We start from the raw sequence: 25,742 nt of genomic DNA on the forward strand, positions 1-25,742 counted from the left end.
GAAATACCAGACAGGTAATTTTTTAATAGAAAAGCAAGGAATTTTGTTAATTCGGCCACAACAAATACCACCGTAATATTATGCAGAGATTGAGGGGCTAAAAAAAATAAAATCCCGATTTTGGCTCTATTACCAAAATCGGGATTTAAAAAGGTTTTTATCGATAAATAAGGCGAAAATTAAGAAATCACCTTGCTAACGATTTCAATCGCTTCTTTTTCAATTTGGCGTAAATGCTCTTCACCGCGGAAGCTCTCACAGTAGATTTTATATGCTTCTTCCGTGCCTGATGGGCGGGCAGCAAACCAACCATAATCAGTCATGATTTTTAGTCCGCCAATAGAAGCGCCATTACCCGGAGCAGTCGTTAGACGTTGAGTGATTTTATCTCCCGCTAAGCTATCCGCAGAAACCATTTCAGGGGATAATTTACTCAATTTTGCTTTTTGTTCATGAGTTGCTTTGGCTTGGATACGGCTATAAATAGGGGAGCCAAATTTTTCAGCTAGCTTATTATAACGCTGTTGTGGATTTTCACCTGTCACAGCAGTGATTTCAGCCGCCAGCAAACATAAAATAATACCATCTTTATCCGTTGACCAAGGGGTACCATCAAATTTTAAGAAAGAAGCGCCAGCACTTTCTTCGCCGCCAAAACCTAATGAGCCGTCAAATAACCCTTCAACAAACCATTTGAAGCCAACAGGCACTTCCACAAGTTCACGGCCACTGTCAGCAACAACACGATCAATCATCGCGCTGGAAACAAGGGTTTTGCCAACGGCGACCTCTTTGCTCCATTGGGGACGATGTTGGAATAAATAATCAATCGCTACCGCAAGATAGTGATTTGGATTCATTAGGCCAGTAGGCGTCACAATACCATGGCGGTCATAATCAGGATCATTCGCAAAAGCTAAATCAAACTTTTCTTTCATGCCTAGCAAACCCGCCATTGCCCAACGCGAAGAACAATCCATGCGGATCACACCATCGTGATCAAGAGGCATAAAACGGAAAGTTTGATCGAATTGATCATTCACTAACTCAAGGTCTAATTGATAATACTCCGCGATCTTACGCCAGTATTCGATACCCGCGCCACCAAGAGGGTCAACACCTAATTTCAGGCCCGCTTTTTGGATAGCCTTCATATCGACGACGTCACCTAGTGCCGCAACATAAGGCATAATTAGGTCTTGCTCTGCCACATAACCACTGGATAATGCATCTTCAAAAGATAACCGTTTCACCCCTGCAAGATTTTGTGCGATCAATTGATTCGCTTGCTTCTCAATGACAGAAGTTAAATCCGTATCTGCTGGACCACCATTGGATGGATTATACTTAATACCACCGTCTTCTGGTGGGTTATGCGAAGGGGTTATCACAATCCCATCGGCAACATCTTGATGTGATTGGTTATAACTAATAATAGCATGAGATATTGCAGGGGTTGGCGTAAAACCATTATCTGTTTGAATAACAACGCTAACCTGATTAGCAGCAAGTACTTCAATAACCGTTATAAATGCCGCTTCAGACAATGCATGGGTGTCTTTACCAATAAAACATGGCCCTGTTAGGCCTTGCTGTTTGCGCAAATTAACAATCGCCTGAGCAATTGCAAGAATATGAACTTCATTGAAATTCTTTCTATTCGCACTGCCTCTATGCCCTGATGTGCCAAATTTTACGGCATGCTCAGGGTTACCGACTTGCGGCTGCAATTGATAATATTGAGCAGTTAGTTGTGCAACATTTATCAAATCAGTTTGAAACGGAAGCTGCCCTGCACGTTCATGTATAGTCACTTGTTATCTCCCAATGCACTGGCTCGTCATACTCCAAGTTGCAGTGTTGTTGACTTCACTCATTTGCACTCGTCACCTACTTATGTAGGCACCTAGCAATTCGTTTGTTTGTCACCTAACTGCATTCCACGTTATTTAAAGTATAAACAACCCCAGTGATGCCTCGATTTTTAGATTAGATTGTATGACAAACTTTCTCAATCACATTGGCAGGGAACTGCATCTCCTGCATGATTGCTTCAACCATGCTGCGTTTGCGATTGGTATTTGTATTCGTGATCACCCAATAAGGTGTTCCAGGTATATGACGCGGCTTAGACTGCCTACCCGCAGCTAACAGAGTTTGCTCATCACCCGCAAAATAAACTCGAGTACGACCATGCATTGCCTCTGTCGCATTAGCAAAGACAACTGAATCTAAGCTATACAGCGTCGATAAAATTAACATAAAGCGATCTATTGCTTTATTTTTTTCCGCATAAGCATCAGAGAGTAATAATTCTCTAACAATGCGAACAGGATTTTGCGGTGCAGCAGATGTTTTTTTTGTCTCTACAGCTTGTGGTAGCTGTTGTTCGTTACCGAATTCTTTAGCGACTTGTACTGGCTGACCGGACTTAAAATTTAACATACGGCGCAAAATATCCGATGCACTTTCACCGATATGCTGTGTATGGCTGGCAATATAGCGGTAAAGCTCTTCATCAACTTCTATCGTTTTCATTTTTTCCCAGTACTTTTTTAACCAAAATTTGCGTTGGGATTATAAGATAGATTTCAAAAAAACAAAACAATTAAAATTTCAATAACTTAAAGTAAACACAACCCTAAGTTCAGCGTGATTTCAGTAAGTTATCACTATCTAGGTCGTTTTATTGTTTAATAAGAAAATGAACTATTAAGTAGAGTTCTTTGCGATAGACGGGAACTCACTCAAATTTGTCAGTTTGGATTTTTTAAACATACATGCCATCATAGAATTATTAACAATTAAAAAATTGACGTTTAACGATGACTAAACTGCTAAACCATACAATTCATAAACCAGAACACCCCGTTTCACCAACACCTGTTGTACTAATTCACGGGCTATTTGGCGATCTTAACAACCTTGGTGTCTTAGGTCGCGATTTGCAAAAATATTTTGAAACTATCCAAATTGATGTTCGCAATCATGGTGATTCATTCCGTGCTGACGCCATGGAATATCGGCAAATGGCCAATGATGTTATTACCCTATTACAATCCTTAGGTTATACAAGTGCGATATTGATTGGCCACTCAATGGGCGGAAAAATTTCAATGGCTGCGACTGAAATTGCCCCTGATTTTATTGAAAAAGTTATCGCGATTGATATGGCTCCTGTCGCTTACCAAGAACGTCGACATGATACTATCATGGCTGCTCTTGACGCCGTTATTCAAGGTGGTGCAAAAAGCCGCCAAGAAGCAACGGTTATTATGCGCGAATATCTTAATGAAGATGGCGTTATTCAATTTTTACTCAAATCTTTTCGCCAAGGTGAATGGAAATTTAATCTACCCGCAATTAAAGAAAATTATGAGCTAATTATTGGCTGGAAATCAGTACCTACATGGGATAAACCTGTTTTGCTGATCCCAGGTGGTAACTCCCCTTATGTTAAAGCTGAATATAGAGAGCAAATAGCAGCACAATTCCCAAATACCAAAGCATGGGTTGTTGCTGATGTGGGGCATTGGGTTCATGCAGAAAAACCTGATCATGTTTTAAGGGCTATTCATCGTTTTCTTGACCTACCTGAATATGAATAAGTAGATTGTATACTGAAGGGATAATTTCTCTTCAGTATACATTCGTCATACTTTAAGTTGCATTATCGTTATCGCCACTTATTCGTACTAATCACCTAGGTGCCTTACAGCGTATTCGTTCATTGATCGCCTGACTGTATTTTTAATTATTGAGATCATACGAATAGAACAGTAATATCAGATAAACTTCAATATCCTTATAATTATTATCGCTATATTATATTAATTGCACGCCCCTGCCTTATACTACTATTTAACCATATACATTTATCAAAATCTTAAATATATAAAACCAATAATTATAGATTAAAGGAATATTCACTTTTAAAATGGATAATGAACAAACGCAATCAACCTTATATTTCATTGGAATAATAATTAAACTTTCGGGTGATATTGACCATAATGAATTCAATAAAGTTATTGATAAAGAAAAACCTCTTCATGAATCATTAGCTGATATAAAAAAACTGCTAAATGTTAAATGTCGATTTAGAAAACAAAGTGATAGATCAATTGAGAAAATAGAATCCCCTTCAATTATCTACGATAATGATAACATTGCTTATCTACTCGCTAATTTTAATCATGAGCAAGTTCTTATACAGCGGTTTGGTAATCATGCACCTGAAATTTGGACAATAGATGAATTTAAACAAAAATGGAGCGGTAAATGGCTACAAGTGAAATCCACACAAAGTAAATTCGATATCACTTGGTTTCAAGCCGAATTTTTAAAATATAAAGATATTATTGCGTGGGTTTTACTATTTTCATTTATTTTACAAATACTCGCTTTAGTCTCTCCTATTGTTATTCAAGTGATTATGGATAAAGTGCTTGTTCATAATAGTATGGCGACACTGGATGTATTGATATTTGGCCTAATTATTGTCGCTATTATTGAAGTTAGTTTAAAAGGACTAAGAGAATATATTTATCATCACACCGTAAACCGTATTGATATTACACTAGGCTTAAAGCTAGTTAATCATTTACTGCACCTTCCTATCTCTTTTTTCAAAACACGCCAAATTGGTGCAATTGTTACTCGAGTCAAAGAGTTAGAAACTATTCGTGAGTTTCTAACGGGGAGCTTTTTTACATTATGTGTTGATGTACTATTTCTGTTTGTATTTATCTATGTGATGAGCCTACTTTCTTCAACGCTCACTCTGATCTTTCTCTGCTCTATTCCGCTTTATTTACTCGTTGCTTGGTGGCTAACCCCTAAAATTGAAGCCGCTGCTCATGAACAGTTTGCGAATATTGCAATCAATACATCTTTTTTAACAGAAAGCATTAATGGTATTGAAACAGCAAAAAGCTTATCTGTAGAGCCAAATTTTACTCGCCGATGGGATAAGCAAACTTCAGATATGAGCCACACCACTTTTGTTGCAGGGCAAGTGAGTTCTCGATCAGAACACCTTGTGATGGTAATTGAGAAATTAACCAGTGCGGTTATTTTATGGGTTGGTGCATCGGAAGTATTGGCTTTACAACTGACCATTGGGCAATTTATTGCTTTCCACATGATGGTCAACCATGCCAGCCAACCACTAGTAAAATTGGTCAAACTTTGGGGAGATTACATAAGAACAAAAGTGGCTATTGAGAAGTTAGCTCAAATAATTAATTTACCAACAGAGCAGACTAAACATGGAGAGCGTAAATCCTTAAAAGGATATATCCAGTTACGTAATATCTGTTTTCGCTATCAACCCAATATGCCGTATATTCTTCAAGATTTTAATTTATCCATTCGTTCAGGTGAAACATTAGGGATTGTTGGGACATCGGGTTCAGGGAAAAGCACCTTAGCACGTTTATTACTCCGTCTATACACCCCAGAACAAGGCGGTATTTTTATTGATGGAGTACCATTAACATCGATAAATATTCATTCATTAAGACAACAAGTTGGCATTGTCCTTCAAGAGAATTACCTGTTTAACCAAACTGTATTCGATAATATTGCCCAAACTCGTCCAAATAGCTCAATGGATCAAGTGATACATGCTGCTAAAATGGCGGGTGCACATGATTTTATTTTAAAGCTTCCAATGGGCTACGACACCATTCTATCTGAAGGTGGCTCATCATTATCAGGCGGTCAACGCCAACGTATCGCCATTGCACGCACACTACTTGCAGATCCTAAAATTATCATATTTGATGAAGCAACCAGTGCCTTGGATGATGAGTCTCAAGCTATTATTCAGGAAAACATGCAACTTATCGCTCAAGGTAGAACGGTTATTACTATTGCACACAGGCTCTCCACGATACGTGATCATCAACGTATTATCGTCATGCAGGAAGGCAAGATCGTAGAGCAAGGCAGCCACCAACAATTAATTGAGCAAGGTCAGTTCTATCAACACTTGTGGTCATTACAGCAATCACTTAAATAATTACATGGATGTTAGCTATGAAACAGACAGCAACCAATACACGGTATGATCGTTTTTTACCGTCACATTTGGCATTATTAAAAAGCCCACCTTCTTATCTTGCATTGATGACTGCGATTATTATTAGTATAGGTATATTATTCGCTATTTTATGGTCCTACATTGGTAAATTAGATATTCAAGCCACCGCACAAGGCCGATTAATTGTTTCTGGAAGAACACAAATTATTCAGGCTTTTGAACTAAGTCGTTTGCAACATATTTACGTCGCTGATGGACAAAAAGTTAAAAAAGGAGACCCTTTATTGAGTGTGAATGTATTAGGGATCAATCAAGATATTCTGAATCTAACCTATCAAATTAACTTTCAAAAAATTGAAAAATTGGTTCACCATAGTTTGTTAAATCAGCAATCACCTGAGCTGAATAATGAGTTTGCTAGTTTATTATCTATTGAGCAACAACGGGTTATACAAACTTATCAAAACTTAAAAAATGAATATGACGCATTAGTCACTGAAATAAATAACGAGATAGCCATTAATAGAGCAAATTATTCAGCGAGAAACCTTGAATTAAAAGATATCAATTTATTAATCATTAATATTAAAAAACGACTTGATGCTCACAGCGCATTAAATGAAAAAAAACTTATTAGCCAAAAAGAGTTCTTAGAACAAGAACGTGAACTGCTGCATACCAAAAAAGAAAAAACAACAAAACTCGCCGAGCTGACTATTTTAGATAGTCAATATCACGCATTACAAGAAAAACTGAATCGCTTACAAACACAAAAGAACCAAGAATGGTATGAAAAATACCGACAGGCTGAGTTTAAGCATGCATCAGCCGAACAAGAACTCGCAAAAAACCAAGAAAGAGAGCAACTAGAAATTATTCGTTCTCCTGTTGATGGAACAATACAGCAACTAGCAACTTATACTTTAGGCGCTGTATTACAACCGGCTCAACAATTAATGGTCATTGTCCCTAGTAATGATGTGCAACTGGCTGAAGTCAAAATTCTAAATAAAGACATTGGCTTTATTCGAGAAGGGCAAAGTGCGACGGTGAAAATTGATGCCTTTCCTTACACCCGCTATGGCACCATAGAGGGCGAAGTTTTATCAATATCAAGAGATAGCACTCAGGATGAGCAACTTGGTCTCGTTTTTTTAGGGCAAATTAGCCTTAATAAGAAAAGTTTATTGGTTGAAGGTAATACTATTGAGCTCACGCCAGGTCTATCTGTCACGACAGAGATCAAAACGGAAAAACGTCGCGTTATTGATTATTTATTAAGTCCAATTCAAGAATATACCTCCACCGCGATGAGGGAAAAATAATCTATGGAAACGATAAATAACAACTATGGATTAGAGGCATTAATTTGGGTCGCTAACCATTATCAAAAAAGCCTCACTAAAGATCAGTTAATGCATGCCATAGGCATGAACTCTGTTTCACCAACAAATTGGGAACTCAGAGAATGTGCTCATATTACAGGTTATGAAACTGAGTTGCTTGAATTACACAAGCAACAATTTACTCATCTCCCTCTTCCCGCACTGGTTGATATTAATGGATGCTGGTTTGTATTATCAAAAGACAGTGATGACTCATTAATTTTAATTCATCCTGAAAGTAATAAAATAGTATCATTCAATGATATTCCTAATGACAATAATAAGATTATTGTTCTATTGATAAAAGAACAGCTTGAAATTGAACAAAAAAGAAAGTTTGGTATTAGTTGGTTTATCCCTTCAATATTACGTCAGCGTTCACAACTGAAAAATATTTTTATTCTTGCTGCGATCGTTCAGTTATTTGCTTTGATCAATCCTTTATTTTTCCAAAATATCATTGATAAGGTGCTAGTAGGAAGAAGCATTGATAGTTTGCATGTATTGGCTATTGGTATTATCAGTATTGCATTTGCCGAACCACTATATACATTTATCCGTAATAAAATTTTCAGTAATACGAGCTCACAAATTGGTTCAGAGTTATCAGGTAAACTCTATCGCCACTTAATGGCATTACCATTGAATTATTTTAAATTACGGCCAACAGGCAAAATCATTGCTCGGATCAGAGAAATGTCTCATATCCGCCAATTTTTGACCGGTTCAACATTGATGTTATTTATTGATTTACTGTTTGTTAGCCTATTTATCGCCATACTATTTTACTATAGTGCCAATATGACATGGATCCTCATAGGCTCCCTATTTGTCTTTTTTATCCTATGGATGATACTCGGCCCTATCATTCGGCGACAAACAGAAAAGTCCTATCAGGCCGATGAAAACGGTTTAACTTTTTTAACTGAATCAATCACGGGTATTGAAACAGTAAAAACCACTGCCACCGAAAAGTATTTTTACCATCGTTGGCAGAAATTACTCAGTAAACAGCTAATTCAAGGCTTTAAAGTCACTATGCGCAGTGAAATTGCATCACAACTGATGACTTTAGTCAGCAAAGTCACTACTGCGCTGCTTCTTTGGGTCGGCGTTAAAGAAGTGATGAATGGCGGCATCAGCCCCGGTGAATTGGTTGCCTATAATATGCTAAGTGCCCATGTGACCCAACCAGTCTTGCGCTTGGCGCAAATTTGGCAAGACTTTCAGCACACCATTATCTCACTGCGTCGTGTGGGAGATATCCTTGATGAACCCATTGAAAATGAAAGAAAAGGAATAGTGAGTTCTGCATCTATCCATGGCTGTATCGACTTCCAAAACATTCGTTTTCGTTATCAACCGGATACACCAGAAGTCCTCAATAACCTTTCACTTTCAGTCAAAGCGGGAGAATTTATTGGCATTACAGGTCCTTCAGGATCTGGAAAAAGTACCTTAACTAAGCTACTACAACGACTCTATATCCCACAACATGGTCAAGTGATTGTTGATGGAATGGATTTAGCCGTCAGCGATACGGTCACCTTGCGTCGACGCATGAGCGTGGTATTACAAGAAAGTATGCTTTTTGTTGGCACTATTACCGAAAACATTCGTTTGAGTAAACCGCAAGCCAGTGATGATGATGTGATTGAAGCGGCAAAATTGGCGGGAGCCTATGAATTTATTATGAAACTCCCCGATAATTTTAATTATCACTTATCAGAAAGAGGTAGTAATCTTTCTGGAGGGCAACGCCAGCGTATTGCACTTGCGAGGGCATTACTGACAAAACCTGATATTCTGATTTTAGATGAAGCGACATCTGCGTTAGATTATGAATCTGAAGCAGCCATTATGGCTAATATGCATTTGATCACTAAAGGAAGAACCGTTATTAGTATCGCTCACCGTTTAAATACCATTATGCATGCTGACAAAATTTGTGTGATCCGCGAAGGTGCAGTTGCTGAAGTAGGTACTCATCAAGATTTACTGCGACAAAATGGAATTTACGCCAATCTATGGCATCAGCAAACTCGCTAGTGAATCAGAAAAAAGCACTAATTAAATATTATTTGGTGCTTTTTCCAACAAACAGTTCTTTTTTTTACTATCAAAGACTTTCACTGAATATGCGCTCTGGCACAAGGACGACAGCTAAGGTATGATTGCGCGCTGGATTATTGGTACACGCCCATTAGTATTAAAGAAATATGGCAAAAGAACAAACTGATCGCACCACACTTGATTTGTTCGCTGAGGAACGCAGGCCTGGGCGACCTAAAACAAGTCCGCTTTCGCGGGATGAACAATTAAGAATTAATAAACGTAATCAACTTAAAAGAGATAAAGTCAACGGGTTACGCCGCGTTGAACTGAAGCTCAATGAAGATGCTGTCGCCATATTGAATCAGCTGGCTGATGAAAAAAATATGAGCCGTAGCGAGCTAATAGAAGAAATGCTAATGTCACAGCTCGCACAGGTTTACGAGCCTTCAAACAGATAGTTTCGCCTTAGTAAACCACACAAATTCGACAGATTTATTCAGGGTTTTTCGCCAAAATAAGGCCAAAATTTTATTTATTCAAATTTAGCCCTATCTGGCTCTTTTCAAACCAGATTGGAAAAACAAGAGGTTATTCACTTTATGGCAGTCATAGGCATTTTCTTCGGTAGTGACACTGGTAATACAGAAAATATTGCCAAAATGATCCAAAAGAGATTAGGCAACGATAACGCTGAAGTTCATGATATCGCTAAATGCAGTAAAGAAGATATTGAAGCGTTTGATATTTTACTTCTTGGCATCCCAACTTGGTATTATGGTGAGGCCCAGTGTGATTGGGATGATTTTTTCCCAACTCTCGAAGAAATTGATTTTGAAGGCAAACTTGTTGCTTTATTTGGTTGTGGTGACCAAGAAGACTATGCAGAGTACTTCTGTGATGCGATGGGAACTATCCGTGATATTATTGAACCGCGTGGTGCAGTAATTGTCGGTGCTTGGCCTACTGAAGGCTATCATTTTGAAGCTTCTAAAGGCATGTATGATGACAACCATTTTATTGGATTAGCTATCGATGAAGATCGCCAGCCAGAGCTAACCGAAGAGCGTGTTGATGCATGGGTACAACAAATTTCAACAGAGATGTCTCTATCTGAGATCCTCGGCTAACGAACAAATCAGCGTAGGATTGCTGATATTATTATAATAATGAGACAACGCATGGTTTCTATTTTTTGTTTCCATGCCTATAATTGTAAATCAGTTTCGAAGACAACTGAATATATGTTAAAAATGTCTCATTATTGTTAAATTTATGATTTAAGATACAGGACAAACCCGCATGACAGACAACAATAAAGCATTGAAAAATGCTGGACTCAAAGTCACTCTTCCAAGATTAAAAATATTGGAAGTACTTCAGGAGCCTGAGTGCCATCACGTCAGTGCGGAAGATCTCTACAAAAAACTGATTGATATGGGTGAAGAGATCGGTCTGGCTACAGTATACCGCGTATTAAACCAATTTGACGATGCTGGCATTGTGACCCGTCACAACTTCGAAGGTGGTAAATCCGTTTTTGAACTGACTCAGCAACACCATCATGACCATTTGATTTGCTTAGATTGCGGTAAAGTGATCGAATTCTCTGATAAATCAATTGAAGAACGCCAAACGAATATTGCTGCGCGTCATGGTATTAAGCTATCTAATCACAGCTTATATCTTTATGGCCACTGCGCTGATGGCGATTGCCGTGAAAATGCAAACGCACACGAAGCGAAAGAGTGATTGAGTTGTTTTTTAACGACTAATACCAATCCTAGAAAGGCATTTATACAGCCTCTTAATTACTAAAGAACCTCATGTTTTACATGAGGTTTTCTTTTATCTATACAAGAATGTTCTCCTTGCATCATATCTTTTCTGATTAATCATCACCCTATGATCCGTTGCTATGATTGTGATATCAGCTGCCAACGAAAGTCATTTTCATACATTATGTATAACGACTCCCAAATAGACTTAGCTATGACATCATCATAGTCATCATTTTGCGTACAGCTTCGCAGTAGAGACATATAAAAAAAGCATTAGATGCAGAGCAATAACCGCCAACTATTATAAAAAAATTTTTAAAGATTTAATGGAATGCACAAACTTAACTAGAGAAGAATTAATTTCTCTGCAATAGTGCAACTGATAATTGTAATTGGTGGTATCTAACGAATACCACCAATACTGATACCTTATTTTTGTGTTACCATTTCTACACGACTAGTACGTGTACCTGTAGTATTTTTCGCTCTCACCTTCACGCTGCCATTCACTTTTGGTGGATGTTGTGCTGAATACGTTTGCCAGTGATCACTCTCTCCTAATGAGTACTCAATCACTAAACCTGGATAGCTAAGATTTGCCAGTAACACGCCATTTTCAATTTTAGCGCCAGGAACAGGGATCCGGTAAGCAACACCCGCTCTATCTAATCGCGGCAGTTCCTTTACTCCGACGATTGTTGCAAAACGATCCCAGTCATTAGCTAAATTTTGCTGTGAAACATGCTGTGTTTTACCTCCAACATACTCACGGCCAGCTTGGTAGTCATTCTCCCATTCCGCCTTATGCCAAGCTCTCTCTGCAAGTGGTAGGATCCTTGGGAATAGCATATATTCTACTTGGTCGTCTGTTCTAACTGCTTCACTCCATAATTGCCCAGACAAGCCATAGATCCCCGGCCAAGGCTTATCACTTTTTGCAGTAAACTGATTTCCATCTCTATCAACCGATGTTTCTGCATTCTGAGGCAAGTTATCAGGTGCAAATGAGAAAACTTTTTGTTCATCACTCGCGCGAGTCGCCCAATAATAGCCACTTTCACTTGGATTAACCTCATAAGGCATATCGAAATAAACATAATCAGGATTTGAGATAACGACCTGATAGCCTTTGTTTGCCCAGTCATTTGCCGAATCAAAACCTCCCCAATAGAGGGTATCCCAAAAATTAACTCTCACATTTTTGGTTGCAAAATCTTTAGCATTCACAGCATCTTTTAGGCCATCTTGCCATGCTTGCATGGTAGTAACCCCTTCTTGCTGTAAACCTTCACTAACTTGTTTGGCAAAATGGCTCGATAGGTGATCAAAATCACTGACATCACCATTTTTAATCAGCAGCTGACAGGCTTTCGATTTCGCCCACGGTTTATCTTCAATTTGTTTATCAATGATCCCTTTACCTGATTCAATAGCACCATTTTTGTCTTGGAATCCTGCCCCCAAGCGAATATTTTTCGCTTCATCACCACCAAAATGCCATGTCTTCAGGGGGACACCCGCCTCTTCATGCATTTGCATGACTTCACTAACGACTTTATTAACAAAGTTTTTAGATGACTCTAAACACGGATTCAAATAACTACGCTTATCATAAAATTGTACTGACGTTGTCACTGATGTATCTGATGGATCAACTAAGCGGTATTGCTCGGCCCCTTTTTCATCTCCAGCGGCTTTCAATTTATTATAGCGAGCTTCCATTGATACAACCGCAGCGCGAGCATGTGCAGGCATATCAATTTCAGGGATCACTTCAATATGACGTGCTTTGGCGTAACGTAAAATATCAATATAGTCATCACGGGTAAAATAGCCGCTCCCCATATTATTATTTTCAGCACCTGAGCCTAACTGAGGTAATAAACATGTTTGCTCGTCAAGATCGTGACAGCGTTGACTACCAACTTCTGTGAGTTCAGGCAAACCTGGGATCTCAATCCGCCAGCCTTCATCATCAGTAAGATGAAAATGGAATTTATTGAGCTTATAACGTGACATCTGGTCAATTAAACGCATGACAACTTGCTTACTATGAAAATTACGTCCTACATCCAAGAAAACACCTCGATATTCCATACGAGGCTTATCTTTAACTGTCATCGTTGCAATTGTTGGCTTCTCGGATTCACTGACTGCTGAAAGTAATGACTCCATGCCATAGAATAGCCCTACACGATCATAACCAACAATCAGTGCTTTTTGGGGAGTGATCACTAATTCATAAGCACCGCTGATTTGATTATCAATAGCAAATTGATTAGGGATAATCTTACCTTCAACAAGGAAACCTTGATTATTTTGTTTGAGCTTAACTTGTTGCAAGTGCTCATTAATGACCGTAAGTTCTTCCTTTGTTAAACCTTCTAAATGTAAGTTTATACCTTTAGATAAATCAACATCTCCTTGCTGTAACGTAATATCGAGTGGCGTAGGTAAAATTTGTCCTCGCATTTGCTGTTCAGATAGGGCATTTAAAGCGGTATTTTTTTGGTAACGATTTTCAGCAGTCATCAGTACATTGTTATCTGCACCTACCCTTTTCCAATTCTTGAGTTCAAATGGCGCTACAAACTGAGTCGGATCCTGAGTATCGGTACTTTTGAGATTGCGTGGTAACGCATCACCTGAAGTTGCATACCAGCGAGGCATAAAATCTGAATAATTGACCTGCCAATATTCACCTGTTATTGGTAACACCACTTTCTCATGCGCTTTAATTCCTTTAAACTGACTTGTCGGCGTTATTTTATGTAAGTCCCCTGTAACATGGGTAATTTTAAATTGTGGATTATCTTGCTTTAATATTTGTCGAATACTGTGAAAGTAGAGTGCCCAATCATCAGACTCAATCGCATCAAAACCATTCGTCAGCGTGATATCAACACGGTTACAAGCCGCCCAATCTGCACCTAGTGCAGCGCAATCAATACCATGCTCTCCAGCTTGGTTATCAATAACATTAATTTTCACATCCATATTCGCAAGTGCATCGACAACTTGAGTGGATGATTGTTCAGCACTGACAATCGTTGAAAATAATGTTGCCGAAATTAATAATGCCAAAGGACTTAAATAATTTTTTTTCATTGTGACCTCAATATTAAATTCAAATTCAGCCACTGCCATATTAATTTTTGATAGCAGTGACCCTGCTATCAAAAAATAGTAAATGGCATCATAACCATAAACTTAATATCTTTTTCATCTTGAAATATATTACCAAACCCGCCACCATAACTTGGAATATCAGTATGGTTATCATATTTAGTAAAATGTAATTTAAATAAAGTGTCTTTAGCTCTACCCGTCTGAACGGTATATAAAATATCAAAGTTCCAAGCACTTTCTCTTAATTTTACATCTTGGGCATATTGAGAATTAGTGCTTGGTTTAGCATCCCATCCATAAATATAAGATGTTCCGATTTTCCAGCCAGCAAGATCCCAATTAGCTAAATCATACATAACACCTGCATAAACCGCTTTTTCATTATTCGCGTTATAGTCTGAACGTCCATCCCACCAAATATCTAAACGTCCATTCGACGTTGCATAACCGGGGGTCATCCGCTGTAAAAAATAACCTTGGTTTCCTTTTGCCTTGGAATAAGTACCTTCTAAACGAAAATCAAATTGGTCATAGGTATACCCTAACGTCACTGCTTGTAAAAAAGCTAAACCATCGTAAACATCATTCACACCACCATCGGACACTTTGTCTTTGGCACCATAGAATTGATATGACATACGAAGATCGCGGGATGCAATAGGAAGCGCATAAGAGGCCTTAGCAAAATATTGATCCATGTAATCCTTTGCTTGGCCATAAGCACCTTCAAGAACGAATGAGTTTTTGAAATCGTATTTAAAACCAATAGACTGGAGGTAGCTAATCCCTGTTTGCCCATCAGCCTCACGGAAATTATACATGTCACGATACCAAGGTGCTTTATAGCGGTCTGTCCACATATATGACATGCTCAGTGCACCATTTTGTTCGAAATCAAATGCTGCACCGACCTCAAAGCCACGGTAAGTACCTGGCATATAGCTCCAATGAGATGCAAGTAGTGTTTGCCCCGTTGGTTGGATATACCCTCCTCGCCCCCAAAAGGGCCCATATTTCATTTTCGCTGCGGCTTTATAAACACTCACGCCACTGCGGTCGCCAGTCCATTTTTCATCCCATCGCGTTTTCGCGTCACTAAAGCCGATCTCATTGGGAGCTGCGGGACCACTATTTGATAACTCAATGGCAGTAAACGCAGCTAAATCTAACCCAATCACATCTTGAAAATAGCCAGAAGAAAAATCTAGGCTAGCGTTTACAGTAGAATGTTTAAGGTTATCGACATACTTTTTATATTTATCACTATCGGGGGACAGTTCTTTTCTTGAACGATCACGTTGCCAATAATAAAGCCCTCCTTTAAGTGTTGAATCATCAAGGAATTGCTCAGCAAAACTGATTGATGGATAACTGATAGGCGCCAAGGCTATGGCTATTTTTAGTACGAGCAACCCCCTGCCATAATTGACATTTTTATTAACCATTCGGTATTTCCTCTAATTTTTTATATTATTATTAAATTATTATCTTAGTAGTAGCTCATTAGGTAATGATTAATGCCAAAACAAAATACGCATTCCTACTTAGCCTATTTTTCGCGACGCGAATTATCAAGGTGAAAAGTGTATTTATTCCTAAAACATGAGCTAAGACACATTAATTTTTTTGTTCATTACTAGCATTAATTGTTATTAATCATTATATAAATAGTATTAATATCCCAAATTAATGGTTAAATTTAGATAAAACACGCCATGAAATAAGCCCACACAGACTTATTTCAATATAAAAAATAACATTCTTTGGATGTAATCGTTTCAGTCAAACTTGATAAGTTGCAACAAAACTGCTTTAGTGGGTAAATAGTTATTTATTTTAAAATAAGCTAAGTAAATATTTTGTCTTTCAATAAAATAGCTTTAATCTTAGCGAGTGACTCTTAACAATTTTCTGAGCACAGCTTGATATCACCATTAGTAAAAACACAGCCTCATGACGGACATAAAAAATATAACAGCGGCCGCTTGAAGGAAATAAATCAAGATTATTTATATTGAGTAGATATGGATAAACATCAGCAAGAAGGTTGGCGTAGTTTACTTACTGGCAAAAATCTTAGCTTAACACTCGCTCTATCGGGTGGTATTTGTCTTCATGCAATTAATGTCTATATTACAATTACAACACTACCATCCGTTGTTCGCGATATTGGTGGCATTGATTTCTATGCATGGAATACCACTCTATTTATCCTATCTTCAATTATTTTATCAGCACTCACTTCTCGAATACTTAATCGGTTAGGACCTAAAAATAGCTATGGGCTTGCCACTCTCATTTTTTTAATTGGCTCCGTGATTTGTGCTATGACACCATCTATGCCAATCATGCTACTTGGGCGAATTATCCAAGGTGCTGGTGGTGGTATTTTACTCACACTTTCTTATTCAATGGTGCACATTGTTTTTGCTCGGCACTTGTGGTCTCGCGTATTAGGGATGATGTCGAGTATGTGGGGAATGGCAACATTATTAGGCCCTGCTTTAGGGGGGATTTTTGCTGAGTATGATATTTGGCGAGGGGCTTTTTGGTGCCTAGTATTGGTTGGGATCCCTTATTTGTGGCTAACACTAAAAGTATTACCAGCCAAAAATCCGAATGAGAGTGGCCCACAACAGCCCATCCCCTTACAAGCATTATTGCTTCTTTCTACCGCCGTGCTGGCTATTTCCGTCGGTAGTTTGAGCCAAGACAAACTTATTCCTATTGGTGGCATGCTTCTAGCAATACTCTTATGTGTAAGGCTAGCGGTTATTGAACGCCGTGGTATTAATACGTTATTTCCCAGTGGAACATTCCATTTATCGGCTCAATTAGCCCCCATTTATCTCACCATGGCATTATTAGGTTTAAGTGTGCAAACCGAAGTATTCGTCCCTTATTTTCTGCAAATGTTACATGATATTGCTCCGTTGATATCTGGTTACCTAGCCGCTTTAGTGGGAGCAGGATGGTCAAGTGCTGCAATTATTTCTTCATCGCTTAAACCGACTGTCACAACTAAAGTTATTCGTTTTACACCGTTAATCACCTTGGGCAGCCTAGTCATCCTGACTCTATTTATGACAAAAACAATTTATATCGCATCCGCTCAAATTTGGGTAATTTGCTCAATGTTATTTATAACAGGGGCTAGTATTGGTGCCGCATGGCCGCATTTATTAGCTAGGGTACTACAAGTTTCTTCTGGTTCTGAGTCTCAAAAAGCCTCCTCAGCAATCACCACATTACAACTATTTTCAACTGCTTTTGGCGCTTCTTTAGCAGGAATGATAGCAAACCTTGCTGGTCTTTCTTCTCCGGGAGGCATTGAAGGCACACAGTCTGCGGCAATATGGTTATTTGTAATATTTTCATTTGTACCATTATTTGCATTCATCACGGCAAATATTGTGGCGAATCGGATCACGGAACCTCACCTTTAAAAATTTAAACTGCATAAATAAGGGATATCCCTTATTTATGCTCAAATAATTACAGATTAATATTTTTCAAATAGTGCTTGGATTTGCTGAGGATTTTTAGTTTCCGTTAGCGCTAATTGTAATAAAACGCGTGCTTTTTGTGGATTTAAACGTTCTGATGCCACAAAACCGTATAAATTGTCATCAACTTCAGCATTGCGCGTGGTATACCCTGTTGGTACACGACTTGAACGAACGACGACAATTCCCTCTTTCGCTGACTTAGCTAAAGCATCGAAAACAGTTTTATACATGTTGCCATTACCAACCCCTGCACTGACAATGCCTTCAACCCCCTCTTCTCGTAATGCTTTAATGGGTGCAGCTGATGCATTAGAGTAGTTGTAAATGATATCGACTTTAGGCAGTTTATCTAATTTGCTCACATCAAAAGCGGCTTTGCTGGTTCTTGGTATTGCAGGTTTATAAAATGTCACTTTGCCATCATGAATAAAACCTTGTGCCCCAGCGTTAACTGCGTCAAAGGCTTGCACTTCAGTTGTACTCATTTTAACCACATCACGCCCTTGAACGACTTTGTCGTTCATCACCATTAGCACGCCACGCTCCCCCGCAGATTGATCTGTGGCCAGTACAACTGCGTTGTAAAGATTTAACGGGCCATCAGCCCCAAGTGCCGTTGATGGTCTCATCGCACCAACGAGTACAATAGGTTTCTGGCAAGATGTCGTGAGATCAAGAAAAAAAGCCGTTTCCTCAAGTGTGTCAGTACCATGAGTGATCACAAAACCATCTGTTTTATCGCACTCTTGGTTAATTTTTTTTGCTAACGTTAACCAAACTTGGTCATTCATATCTTGGGAACCGATATTAACTACCTGTTCACCACTAAGGTTAGCTAGCTTTTTCATCTCTGGAACTGCATTAATCAGTGCATCGATCCCCACTTTTCCTGCTTGATAGCTCGATGATGTTGACGAATCCCCCCCACCAGCAATGGTTCCCCCTGTGGCTAACACTGTGATATTGGGTAGTGCGAATGCCGCTCCAGTAGATAGTGAAAGCGAGATAGCTGTTGCCAGTAATACTTTGTTGTTAAGTTTCATCATATAACTCCCATTTATATAAACTACAGTTATTATGTGGAATTAGAACAGTATTTCCGTGATGACGCTTATTATTTTAGATGAAATTGCTGACAATCAGATAATTTTGCGTGAGATATAATACAAAAATCCGTATCATAGTTGCTTATTCCTCCCTCAAACTAAATAAGTCATAGACCTATGAGCCAAACATTTATTCCTGGCAAAGATGCCGCCCTTGAAGTCTCCATCGATGCATTTCAAACTAAATTGAAAAAGCTAGGATTCGATATTGAAGAAGCCTCATGGCTGAACCCTGTACCCAATGTTTGGTCAGTGCATATCCGTGACAAAGAGTGTCCTCTGTGCTTTACCAACGGTAAGGGAGCTAGTAAAAAAGCGGCTTTAGCTTCAGCGCTTGGTGAATATTTCGAGCGTTTATCAACTAACTACTTCTTTGCTGATTTCTATTTAGGTAAATCGATCGCTGAAGGTGATTTCGTCCACTATCCAAATGAAAAATGGTTTCCTTTAACTGAAGATGACGCATTACCTGAAGGTATTTTGGACTCACGTTTACGTAAGTTTTATGATCCAGACAATGCGTTAGCAGGCAGCCAATTAATTGATTTGCAATCAGGTAATGAAGAACGAGGCATTTGTGCACTGCCTTTTACTCGTCAGTCTGATAATCAAACTGTCTATATTCCGATGAATATCATTGGCAATTTATATGTTTCTAACGGTATGTCCGCAGGTAACACGCCAAATGAAGCCCGAGTTCAAGGTCTATCTGAAGTTTTCGAACGATTTGTTAAAAATCGTATTATTGCAGAAAGTATCAGTTTACCGGCGATCCCAGCTGAAGTGATGGCACGTTACCCATCAGTTGTTGAAGCGGTCGAAACATTAGAAAATGAAGGCTTCCCAATTTTCTGCTATGACGCATCACTCGGTGGTCAATTCCCTGTCATTTGTGTGGTGTTATTTAATCCTCAGAATGGTACCTGCTTTGCTTCTTTTGGCGCTCACCCTGATTTTGGTGTTGCATTAGAGCGTACAGTCACTGAATTGCTGCAAGGTCGTGGATTAAAAGATCTTGATGTGTTCAATGCCCCAACTTTTGATGACGAAGAAGTGGCTGAACATACTAACTTAGAAACACACTTTATCGATTCAAGCGGCCTTATCAGTTGGGATCTATTTAAAGATGATGCCGATTATGAATTTGCTGATTGGAGCTTCAAAGGTACTACCCAAGAAGAGTTTTCCACATTAATGGCGATCTTCAAGCAATTAGATGCGGAAGTTTATATTGCTGATTATAACCATCTCGGTGTGTATGCATGCCGCATATTAGTGCCTGGTATGTCAGATATTTACCCTATTGAAGATCTGCATATTGCTAATAATGCGATGGGAGCACATCTACGTGAAACTATCATCAATCTTCCTGACAGCCAATGGGAAAAACAAGATTACCTTGCCTTGATTGAGCAACTCGATGACGAAGGTCTTGATGATTTCACGCGTGTGCGTGAGTTACTCGGCCTCGCCGTCGGTAAAGATAACGGTTGGAGCAACCTACGTATTGGTGAATTGAAATCAATGTTAGCACTTGCTGGTGGTGATCTTGACCAAGCACTTGCTTGGGTTGAATGGACACAAGACTTTAATAGTTCAGTGTTTACGGCTGAACGTGCTAATTATTATCGTTGCTTACAAACATTGCTGTTATTAAGCCAAGAAGAACAGCGTGACATGTCACAATACTACACTGCATTTGTGCGTATGTATGGCCAAGCGGCCGTTGATGCCGCATCAGCTGCACTGGTAGGAGAAGCCAGTTTCTATGGTTTGTGGTCAATTGATGATGAGTTAAAAGCGTTGCCAGCTCACCAAGCCCTATTAGCTGCTTATGAAAAATTACAAAAAGCAAAACGTGAAAACGCTTAGTTTTTCGTATATTTAATCTTTTTTCGATAATGGCCTTTGGGCCATTATCTTTTCATAAATTAAATTAATTAAAAGTAAACGATATTTTTTAATATTTGGATAACAATCCATCCCATTTATTTACTTTCTTTTTGAGTTCAGCACTACAATATAAAAATTTTTTATAAATTTTAAAATTTATTTAAATCAATAAAATCAAAAAGATAATCCTATTTTTTACGTTTTATTAACAAACAATAGCGGTAACTTGCAAGAGTTCATGATCCATATCAAATTTCTCAGTTATACCGTTTGTTACTATGATTGCGTGCTATAATTAATCAACTTTGTAAGAGAGTGTTAGTATGAAAGCTGACAACCCTTTTAATCTTTTGCCTCCTGCTGTAATGGCTCAAGTAGCGGATGACTCTGGTGTCTACAAAGCCAACAAACATCCCGCAATTACTTACTTGTCAGCATTCACTGCCGGTATCTTTATATCCATTGCATTTGTTTTTTATATTACTGCGACTACCGGTGCGCAAACAGCCCCATTTGGTTTTACTAAATTAATTGGTGGCGTGTGCTTCTCTCTTGGATTGATGCTTGTCGTCGTTTGTGGTGCAGATTTATTTACTTCCACGGTACTGACGATAGTCTCAAAAGCAACAGGCAGGATCACTTGGGGACAGATGTTCCTAAACTGGTTCAATGTTTATATTGGTAACTTGATTGGCGCACTGTTTTTTGTTGCCCTGATTTGGTTTGCCGGCCAATATACCGCAGCAAATGGGCAATGGGGTCTAAATGTGCTGCAAACCGCAGACCACAAATTACACCATACCTTTATTGAAGGTGTTTGCTTGGGTATTTTAGCTAACTTAATGGTTTGTTTAGCTGTTTGGATGAGTTATTCAGGTCGTAGCCTTGCCGATAAACTATTGGTACTCGTGCTCCCTGTCGCCATGTTCGTTGCTAGCGGTTTTGAGCATAGCATCGCTAACATGTTTATGATCCCGTTAGGTATTATGATCAAAGAATTTGCACCTATCGAGTATTGGGCTCAAATTGGCGTCTCTCCAGAGCAATTTTCTCAACTGACCGTTAGCAATTTTATTACAGACAACCTGATCCCCGTCACTATCGGTAATATCATTGGCGGAGCACTGTTAGTTGGTCTGATTTATTGGTTCATGCATTTACGTAGTGGTCAAAAACATTAATAGCCACTAATACACACGAAAAGATTTATTAAGATCCTTAAAAGATCCATTGTTAAAAGGTAAAAGTATCATGTCAGAATTAAATGAAAAATTCGCTTTAGCATGGCAAGGTTTTAACCAAGGTAACTGGCAGGATAACGTCGATGTACGTGACTTCATCCAGAAAAACTATACTCCATATGAAGGTGATGAATCTTTCTTAGCAGGCTCTACTCCAGCAACTGATAAGTTGTGGGAAAAAGTCATGGAAGGTATCAAAATCGAAAACCGTACTCATGCACCCGTTGATTTTGACACTGATGTTGCATCAACGATCATTTCCCATGATGCGGGCTATATCGCTAAAGATTTAGAGCAAATCGTTGGTCTGCAAACTGATGCACCTCTGAAACGTGGTCTTATCCCATTCGGTGGGATCAAAATGGTTGAAGGCTCATGCAAAGCTTACGACCGTACTTTAGATCCAAGCCTGAAAAAAATCTTTACAGAATACCGTAAAACTCACAACCAAGGTGTTTTCGATGTCTATACGCCAGACATCCTAAAATGCCGTAAATCAGGTATCTTAACCGGTCTGCCTGATGCCTATGGTCGTGGTCGTATCATCGGTGACTACCGTCGTGTTGCTCTGTACGGTATTGATTTCCTGATGAAAGACAAATTTAATCAATTCACCTCTCTGCAAGAAAAATTAGAGAAAGGTGACGATCTGCAAATGACCATCCAACTGCGCGAAGAAATTGCTGAACAGCATCGCGCACTTGGTCAAATCAAAGAGATGGCTGCAAAATATGGCTATGACATCTCTGGCCCTGCAACCAATGCCCAAGAAGCCGTTCAATGGACTTACTTCGGTTACTTAGCTGCCGTTAAATCACAAAACGGTGCAGCAATGTCATTCGGTCGTGTTTCAACCTTCTTAGACGTTTATATCCAACGTGATCTTGAAGCAGGTAAACTGACTGAACAAGAAGCGCAAGAGCTGATTGACCACTTGGTGATGAAACTGCGTATGGTTCGTTTCCTACGTACCCCTGAATATGATGAGTTGTTCTCTGGTGACCCAATTTGGGCGACAGAATCACTCGCAGGTATGGGTCTTGATGGTCGTACATTAGTGACCAAAAACACCTTCCGTTTCCTGAACACACTCTATACCATGGGCCCTTCTCCAGAGCCTAACATGACTATCCTGTGGTCAGAAAAACTGCCTCTAAGCTTCAAAAAATTCGCAGCGAAAGTTTCAATCGATACTTCATCAGTTCAGTATGAAAACGATGATTTGATGCGCCCTGACTTTAACAACGATGACTACGCTATCGCATGTTGCGTGAGCCCAATGATTGTTGGTAAACAAATGCAGTTCTTCGGTGCTCGTGCTAACTTAGCGAAAACTATGCTGTATACCATCAACGGTGGTATCGATGAAAAACTGAAAATGCAAGTTGGTCCTAAACATGCACCAATCATGGATGAAGTTCTTGACTTCGATACTGTGATGGATCGTATGGATCACTTCATGGATTGGTTGGCGACTCAATATGTCACCGCACTGAATATTATTCACTATATGCATGACAAATATAGCTATGAAGCTGCATTGATGGCTCTGCATGACCGTGATGTGTATCGTACAATGGCATGTGGTATCGCGGGTCTGTCAGTTGCAGCTGACTCACTGTCTGCTATCAAATATGCAAAAGTTAAACCAATTCGTGATGAAGACGGCATTGCTGTTGACTTTGAAATCGAAGGTGAATATCCACAATTTGGTAACAACGACTCTCGTGTTGATGATATCGCTTGCGACCTAGTTGAACGTTTCATGAAGAAAATTCAGAAACTGCACACTTACCGTAACGCAGTACCAACTCAGTCTATCTTAACCATTACCTCTAACGTTGTGTATGGTAAGAAAACAGGTAACACCCCAGATGGTCGTCGTGCTGGCGCGCCATTCGGACCAGGTGCTAACCCAATGCACGGTCGTGACCAAAAAGGTGCGGTTGCTTCACTGACTTCAGTTGCTAAACTGCCATTTGCTTACGCGAAAGATGGTATTTCTTATACCTTCTCCATCGTACCAAATGCATTAGGTAAAGATGATGATGTACGTAAAGCGAACTTAGCAGGTCTAATGGATGGTTATTTCCACCATGAAGCCTCTATCGAAGGTGGCCAACACCTGAACGTTAACGTCATGAACCGTGAAATGCTGTTAGATGCAATGGAAAACCCAGAGAAATATCCACAGCTCACTATCCGTGTTTCAGGCTATGCAGTGCGCTTTAACTCATTGACTAAAGAGCAACAGCAAGACGTTATTACTCGTACTTTCACCAGTTCAATGTAATAATTAGATTAGTAAATCAATTAAAATAACTAAAAAGCCCCACCTCATGGGGCTTTTTTAGAATTAAACCTGAATACTTTAAGCCATTCTTCTAAACTAAAAACAAGTAAAGTTATCCCATGAGTCTACGTGAGTATTGATTCGGGTAGTTGAATATAACCAGCCTTCTGCGGTTTGAAGTATGACGGATATTTTTGGAGTTCCTGCTATGTCGACAACTACAACAACCATCCCAACTCTTGATATTTCAACAATCTCACCACCAGCGACGCTTGGTCGTATCCACTCGTTTGAATCATGTGGAACCGTCGATGGACCGGGGATCCGTTTTATCGTCTTCTTTCAAGGCTGTCTAATGCGTTGTATGTATTGCCATAACCGCGATACATGGGATACCCATACAGGACAAATCGTTACCGTTGATGAATTAATGAAAGAAGCGGTGACCTATCGCCACTTTATGAATGCAACAGGTGGTGGCGTCACCGCATCTGGCGGAGAAGCAATTCTACAAGCTGAATTTGTTCGCGACTGGTTCCGAGCTTGTAAAGCACAAAATATCCATACTTGCCTCGATACGAATGGCTTTGTTCGCCGCTATGATCCGGTTATCGATGAGCTAATGGAAGTCACTGATTTAGTCATGCTCGACTTAAAACAACTCAATGATGAAATCCACCAAACATTAGTCGGTGTGTCTAACCATCGTACACTTGAGTTCGCCCGCTACCTTGCTAAACGCAATCAAAAAACATGGGTTCGTTATGTTGTTGTTCCGGGTTGGAGCGATGATGATCACTCAGTGCATTTACTTGGTGAATTTACCAAGGATATGAAAAATATCGAAAAAATTGAGCTACTCCCATACCATGAATTAGGCAAACACAAATGGGAAACTATGGGTGAAGAGTACAAATTAGATGGTGTTAAACCACCATCAAAAGAGGTGATGGAACGCGTTAAAAACATCCTTGAGAGCTATGGTCACAAAGTCCTCTATTAGTTAAGTATTACGGCTCTATTAAGGTATAGAGCCGTGATTTCCATAACAAGTCATTCCTTTATCTGACCTTCCTACTTCTCATCGTACAAATCAATCCAGATAATATATTTTATCTATTCAAAAATAATAGTTATTTCCTTCTTTTCAATACCCTATTCTCAAAAGATAACCTAATTTATTTTTGTCTTACAAGAAGATACATACAATAAAGCAGTTACCAGAATAGTCTGCTTTGAATGATATGAATTTATTTGCATAATAAATTGTTATCTATATTTTGATTTTTTGTTTTTTTAACTAAACT

General features: G+C 39.1%; 17 protein-coding genes. 12 read left to right on the forward strand and 5 right to left on the reverse strand.

What is annotated here, in order from left to right; all coding sequences use genetic code 11:
- Positions 1–179 precede the first annotated feature (179 nt).
- Together pgm and seqA are read right to left on the reverse strand one after the other, a co-directional pair.
- Positions 180–1,814 (reverse strand): phosphoglucomutase (alpha-D-glucose-1,6-bisphosphate-dependent), encoded by a 1,635-nt coding sequence (gene pgm, locus SC428_RS07400; RefSeq protein ID WP_140186229.1) that lies wholly within the window; start codon positions 1,812–1,814, stop codon positions 180–182.
- Between the two features lie 175 nt (positions 1,815–1,989).
- The gene (gene seqA / locus SC428_RS07405) at positions 1,990–2,538 is read right to left on the reverse strand and encodes a replication initiation negative regulator SeqA (RefSeq protein WP_070924897.1); all 549 of its coding nucleotides are present in this window, start codon (positions 2,536–2,538) and stop codon (positions 1,990–1,992) included.
- A gap of 287 nt (positions 2,539–2,825) precedes the next feature.
- On the opposite strand from seqA, the gene SC428_RS07410 reads away from it, so the two are divergent.
- From SC428_RS07410 to fur, 7 genes are all read left to right on the forward strand, one after another.
- Entirely contained in the window at positions 2,826–3,608 is a 783-nt protein-coding gene (locus SC428_RS07410; RefSeq protein WP_318706665.1) for an alpha/beta fold hydrolase, read from the forward strand.
- 329 nt (positions 3,609–3,937) lie between these two features.
- Positions 3,938–6,025 (forward strand): peptidase domain-containing ABC transporter, encoded by a 2,088-nt coding sequence (locus SC428_RS07415; protein WP_140180731.1) that lies wholly within the window; start codon positions 3,938–3,940, stop codon positions 6,023–6,025.
- Positions 6,026–6,042: 17 nt separating this feature from the next.
- The gene (locus tag SC428_RS07420; RefSeq protein WP_070924900.1) at positions 6,043–7,371 is read left to right on the forward strand and encodes an HlyD family type I secretion periplasmic adaptor subunit; all 1,329 of its coding nucleotides are present in this window, start codon (positions 6,043–6,045) and stop codon (positions 7,369–7,371) included.
- A 3-nt stretch (positions 7,372–7,374) separates the two neighbouring features.
- Complete coding sequence (locus SC428_RS07425; RefSeq protein ID WP_318706669.1) at positions 7,375–9,480, forward strand: type I secretion system permease/ATPase; 2,106 nt, start codon at positions 7,375–7,377, stop codon at positions 9,478–9,480.
- A gap of 170 nt (positions 9,481–9,650) precedes the next feature.
- Entirely contained in the window at positions 9,651–9,944 is a 294-nt protein-coding gene (gene ybfE / locus SC428_RS07430) for a LexA regulated protein (protein ID WP_140180859.1), read from the forward strand.
- A 141-nt stretch (positions 9,945–10,085) separates the two neighbouring features.
- A complete protein-coding gene (gene fldA, locus SC428_RS07435) occupies positions 10,086–10,613 on the forward strand; it encodes a flavodoxin FldA (protein ID WP_070924901.1) in 528 nt (175 codons plus the stop codon).
- Between the two features lie 172 nt (positions 10,614–10,785).
- Positions 10,786–11,235, forward strand: a complete 450-nt coding sequence (fur, locus tag SC428_RS07440) for a ferric iron uptake transcriptional regulator (protein ID WP_070924902.1) — start codon at positions 10,786–10,788, stop codon at positions 11,233–11,235.
- Between the two features lie 458 nt (positions 11,236–11,693).
- On the opposite strand, the gene SC428_RS07445 is transcribed toward fur, so the two are convergent.
- Together SC428_RS07445 and chiP are read right to left on the reverse strand one after the other, a co-directional pair.
- On the reverse strand, positions 11,694–14,372 hold the full coding sequence (locus tag SC428_RS07445; RefSeq protein WP_318706672.1) for a beta-N-acetylhexosaminidase: 2,679 nt from the start codon (positions 14,370–14,372) through the stop codon (positions 11,694–11,696).
- A 68-nt stretch (positions 14,373–14,440) separates the two neighbouring features.
- Entirely contained in the window at positions 14,441–15,838 is a 1,398-nt protein-coding gene (gene chiP, locus SC428_RS07450) for a chitoporin ChiP (RefSeq protein ID WP_140180863.1), read from the reverse strand.
- A gap of 579 nt (positions 15,839–16,417) precedes the next feature.
- On the opposite strand from chiP, the gene SC428_RS07455 reads away from it, so the two are divergent.
- Positions 16,418–17,839 (forward strand): MFS transporter, encoded by a 1,422-nt coding sequence (locus SC428_RS07455; protein ID WP_140186237.1) that lies wholly within the window; start codon positions 16,418–16,420, stop codon positions 17,837–17,839.
- A gap of 56 nt (positions 17,840–17,895) precedes the next feature.
- Here SC428_RS07455 and ansB read toward each other — a convergent pair whose 3' ends face one another.
- Positions 17,896–18,945 carry an L-asparaginase 2 gene (gene ansB / locus SC428_RS07460; protein WP_140186261.1) on the reverse strand — a complete coding sequence of 350 codons (1,050 nt, stop codon included), beginning with the start codon at positions 18,943–18,945 and terminating at the stop codon, positions 17,896–17,898.
- Positions 18,946–19,125: 180 nt separating this feature from the next.
- Here ansB and ycaO point away from each other — a divergent pair, with 180 nt between their 5' ends.
- The 4 genes from ycaO (at position 19,126) to pflA (ending at position 25,438) form a co-directional block, all read left to right on the forward strand.
- Positions 19,126–20,880, forward strand: coding sequence for a 30S ribosomal protein S12 methylthiotransferase accessory factor YcaO (gene ycaO, locus SC428_RS07465; protein WP_070924905.1), 1,755 nt, complete (start codon positions 19,126–19,128; stop codon positions 20,878–20,880).
- A gap of 344 nt (positions 20,881–21,224) precedes the next feature.
- On the forward strand, positions 21,225–22,082 hold the full coding sequence (gene focA, locus SC428_RS07470; protein ID WP_070924906.1) for a formate transporter FocA: 858 nt from the start codon (positions 21,225–21,227) through the stop codon (positions 22,080–22,082).
- A 70-nt stretch (positions 22,083–22,152) separates the two neighbouring features.
- Entirely contained in the window at positions 22,153–24,435 is a 2,283-nt protein-coding gene (pflB, locus tag SC428_RS07475) for a formate C-acetyltransferase (protein WP_070924907.1), read from the forward strand.
- 208 nt (positions 24,436–24,643) lie between these two features.
- Positions 24,644–25,438 (forward strand): pyruvate formate lyase 1-activating protein, encoded by a 795-nt coding sequence (pflA, locus tag SC428_RS07480; protein ID WP_318706677.1) that lies wholly within the window; start codon positions 24,644–24,646, stop codon positions 25,436–25,438.
- Positions 25,439–25,742: the final 304 nt, after the last annotated feature.

This window comes from Providencia sp. 2023EL-00965, assembly GCF_033550225.1.
Classification (GTDB): Bacteria; Pseudomonadota; Gammaproteobacteria; order Enterobacterales; family Enterobacteriaceae; genus Providencia; species Providencia manganoxydans.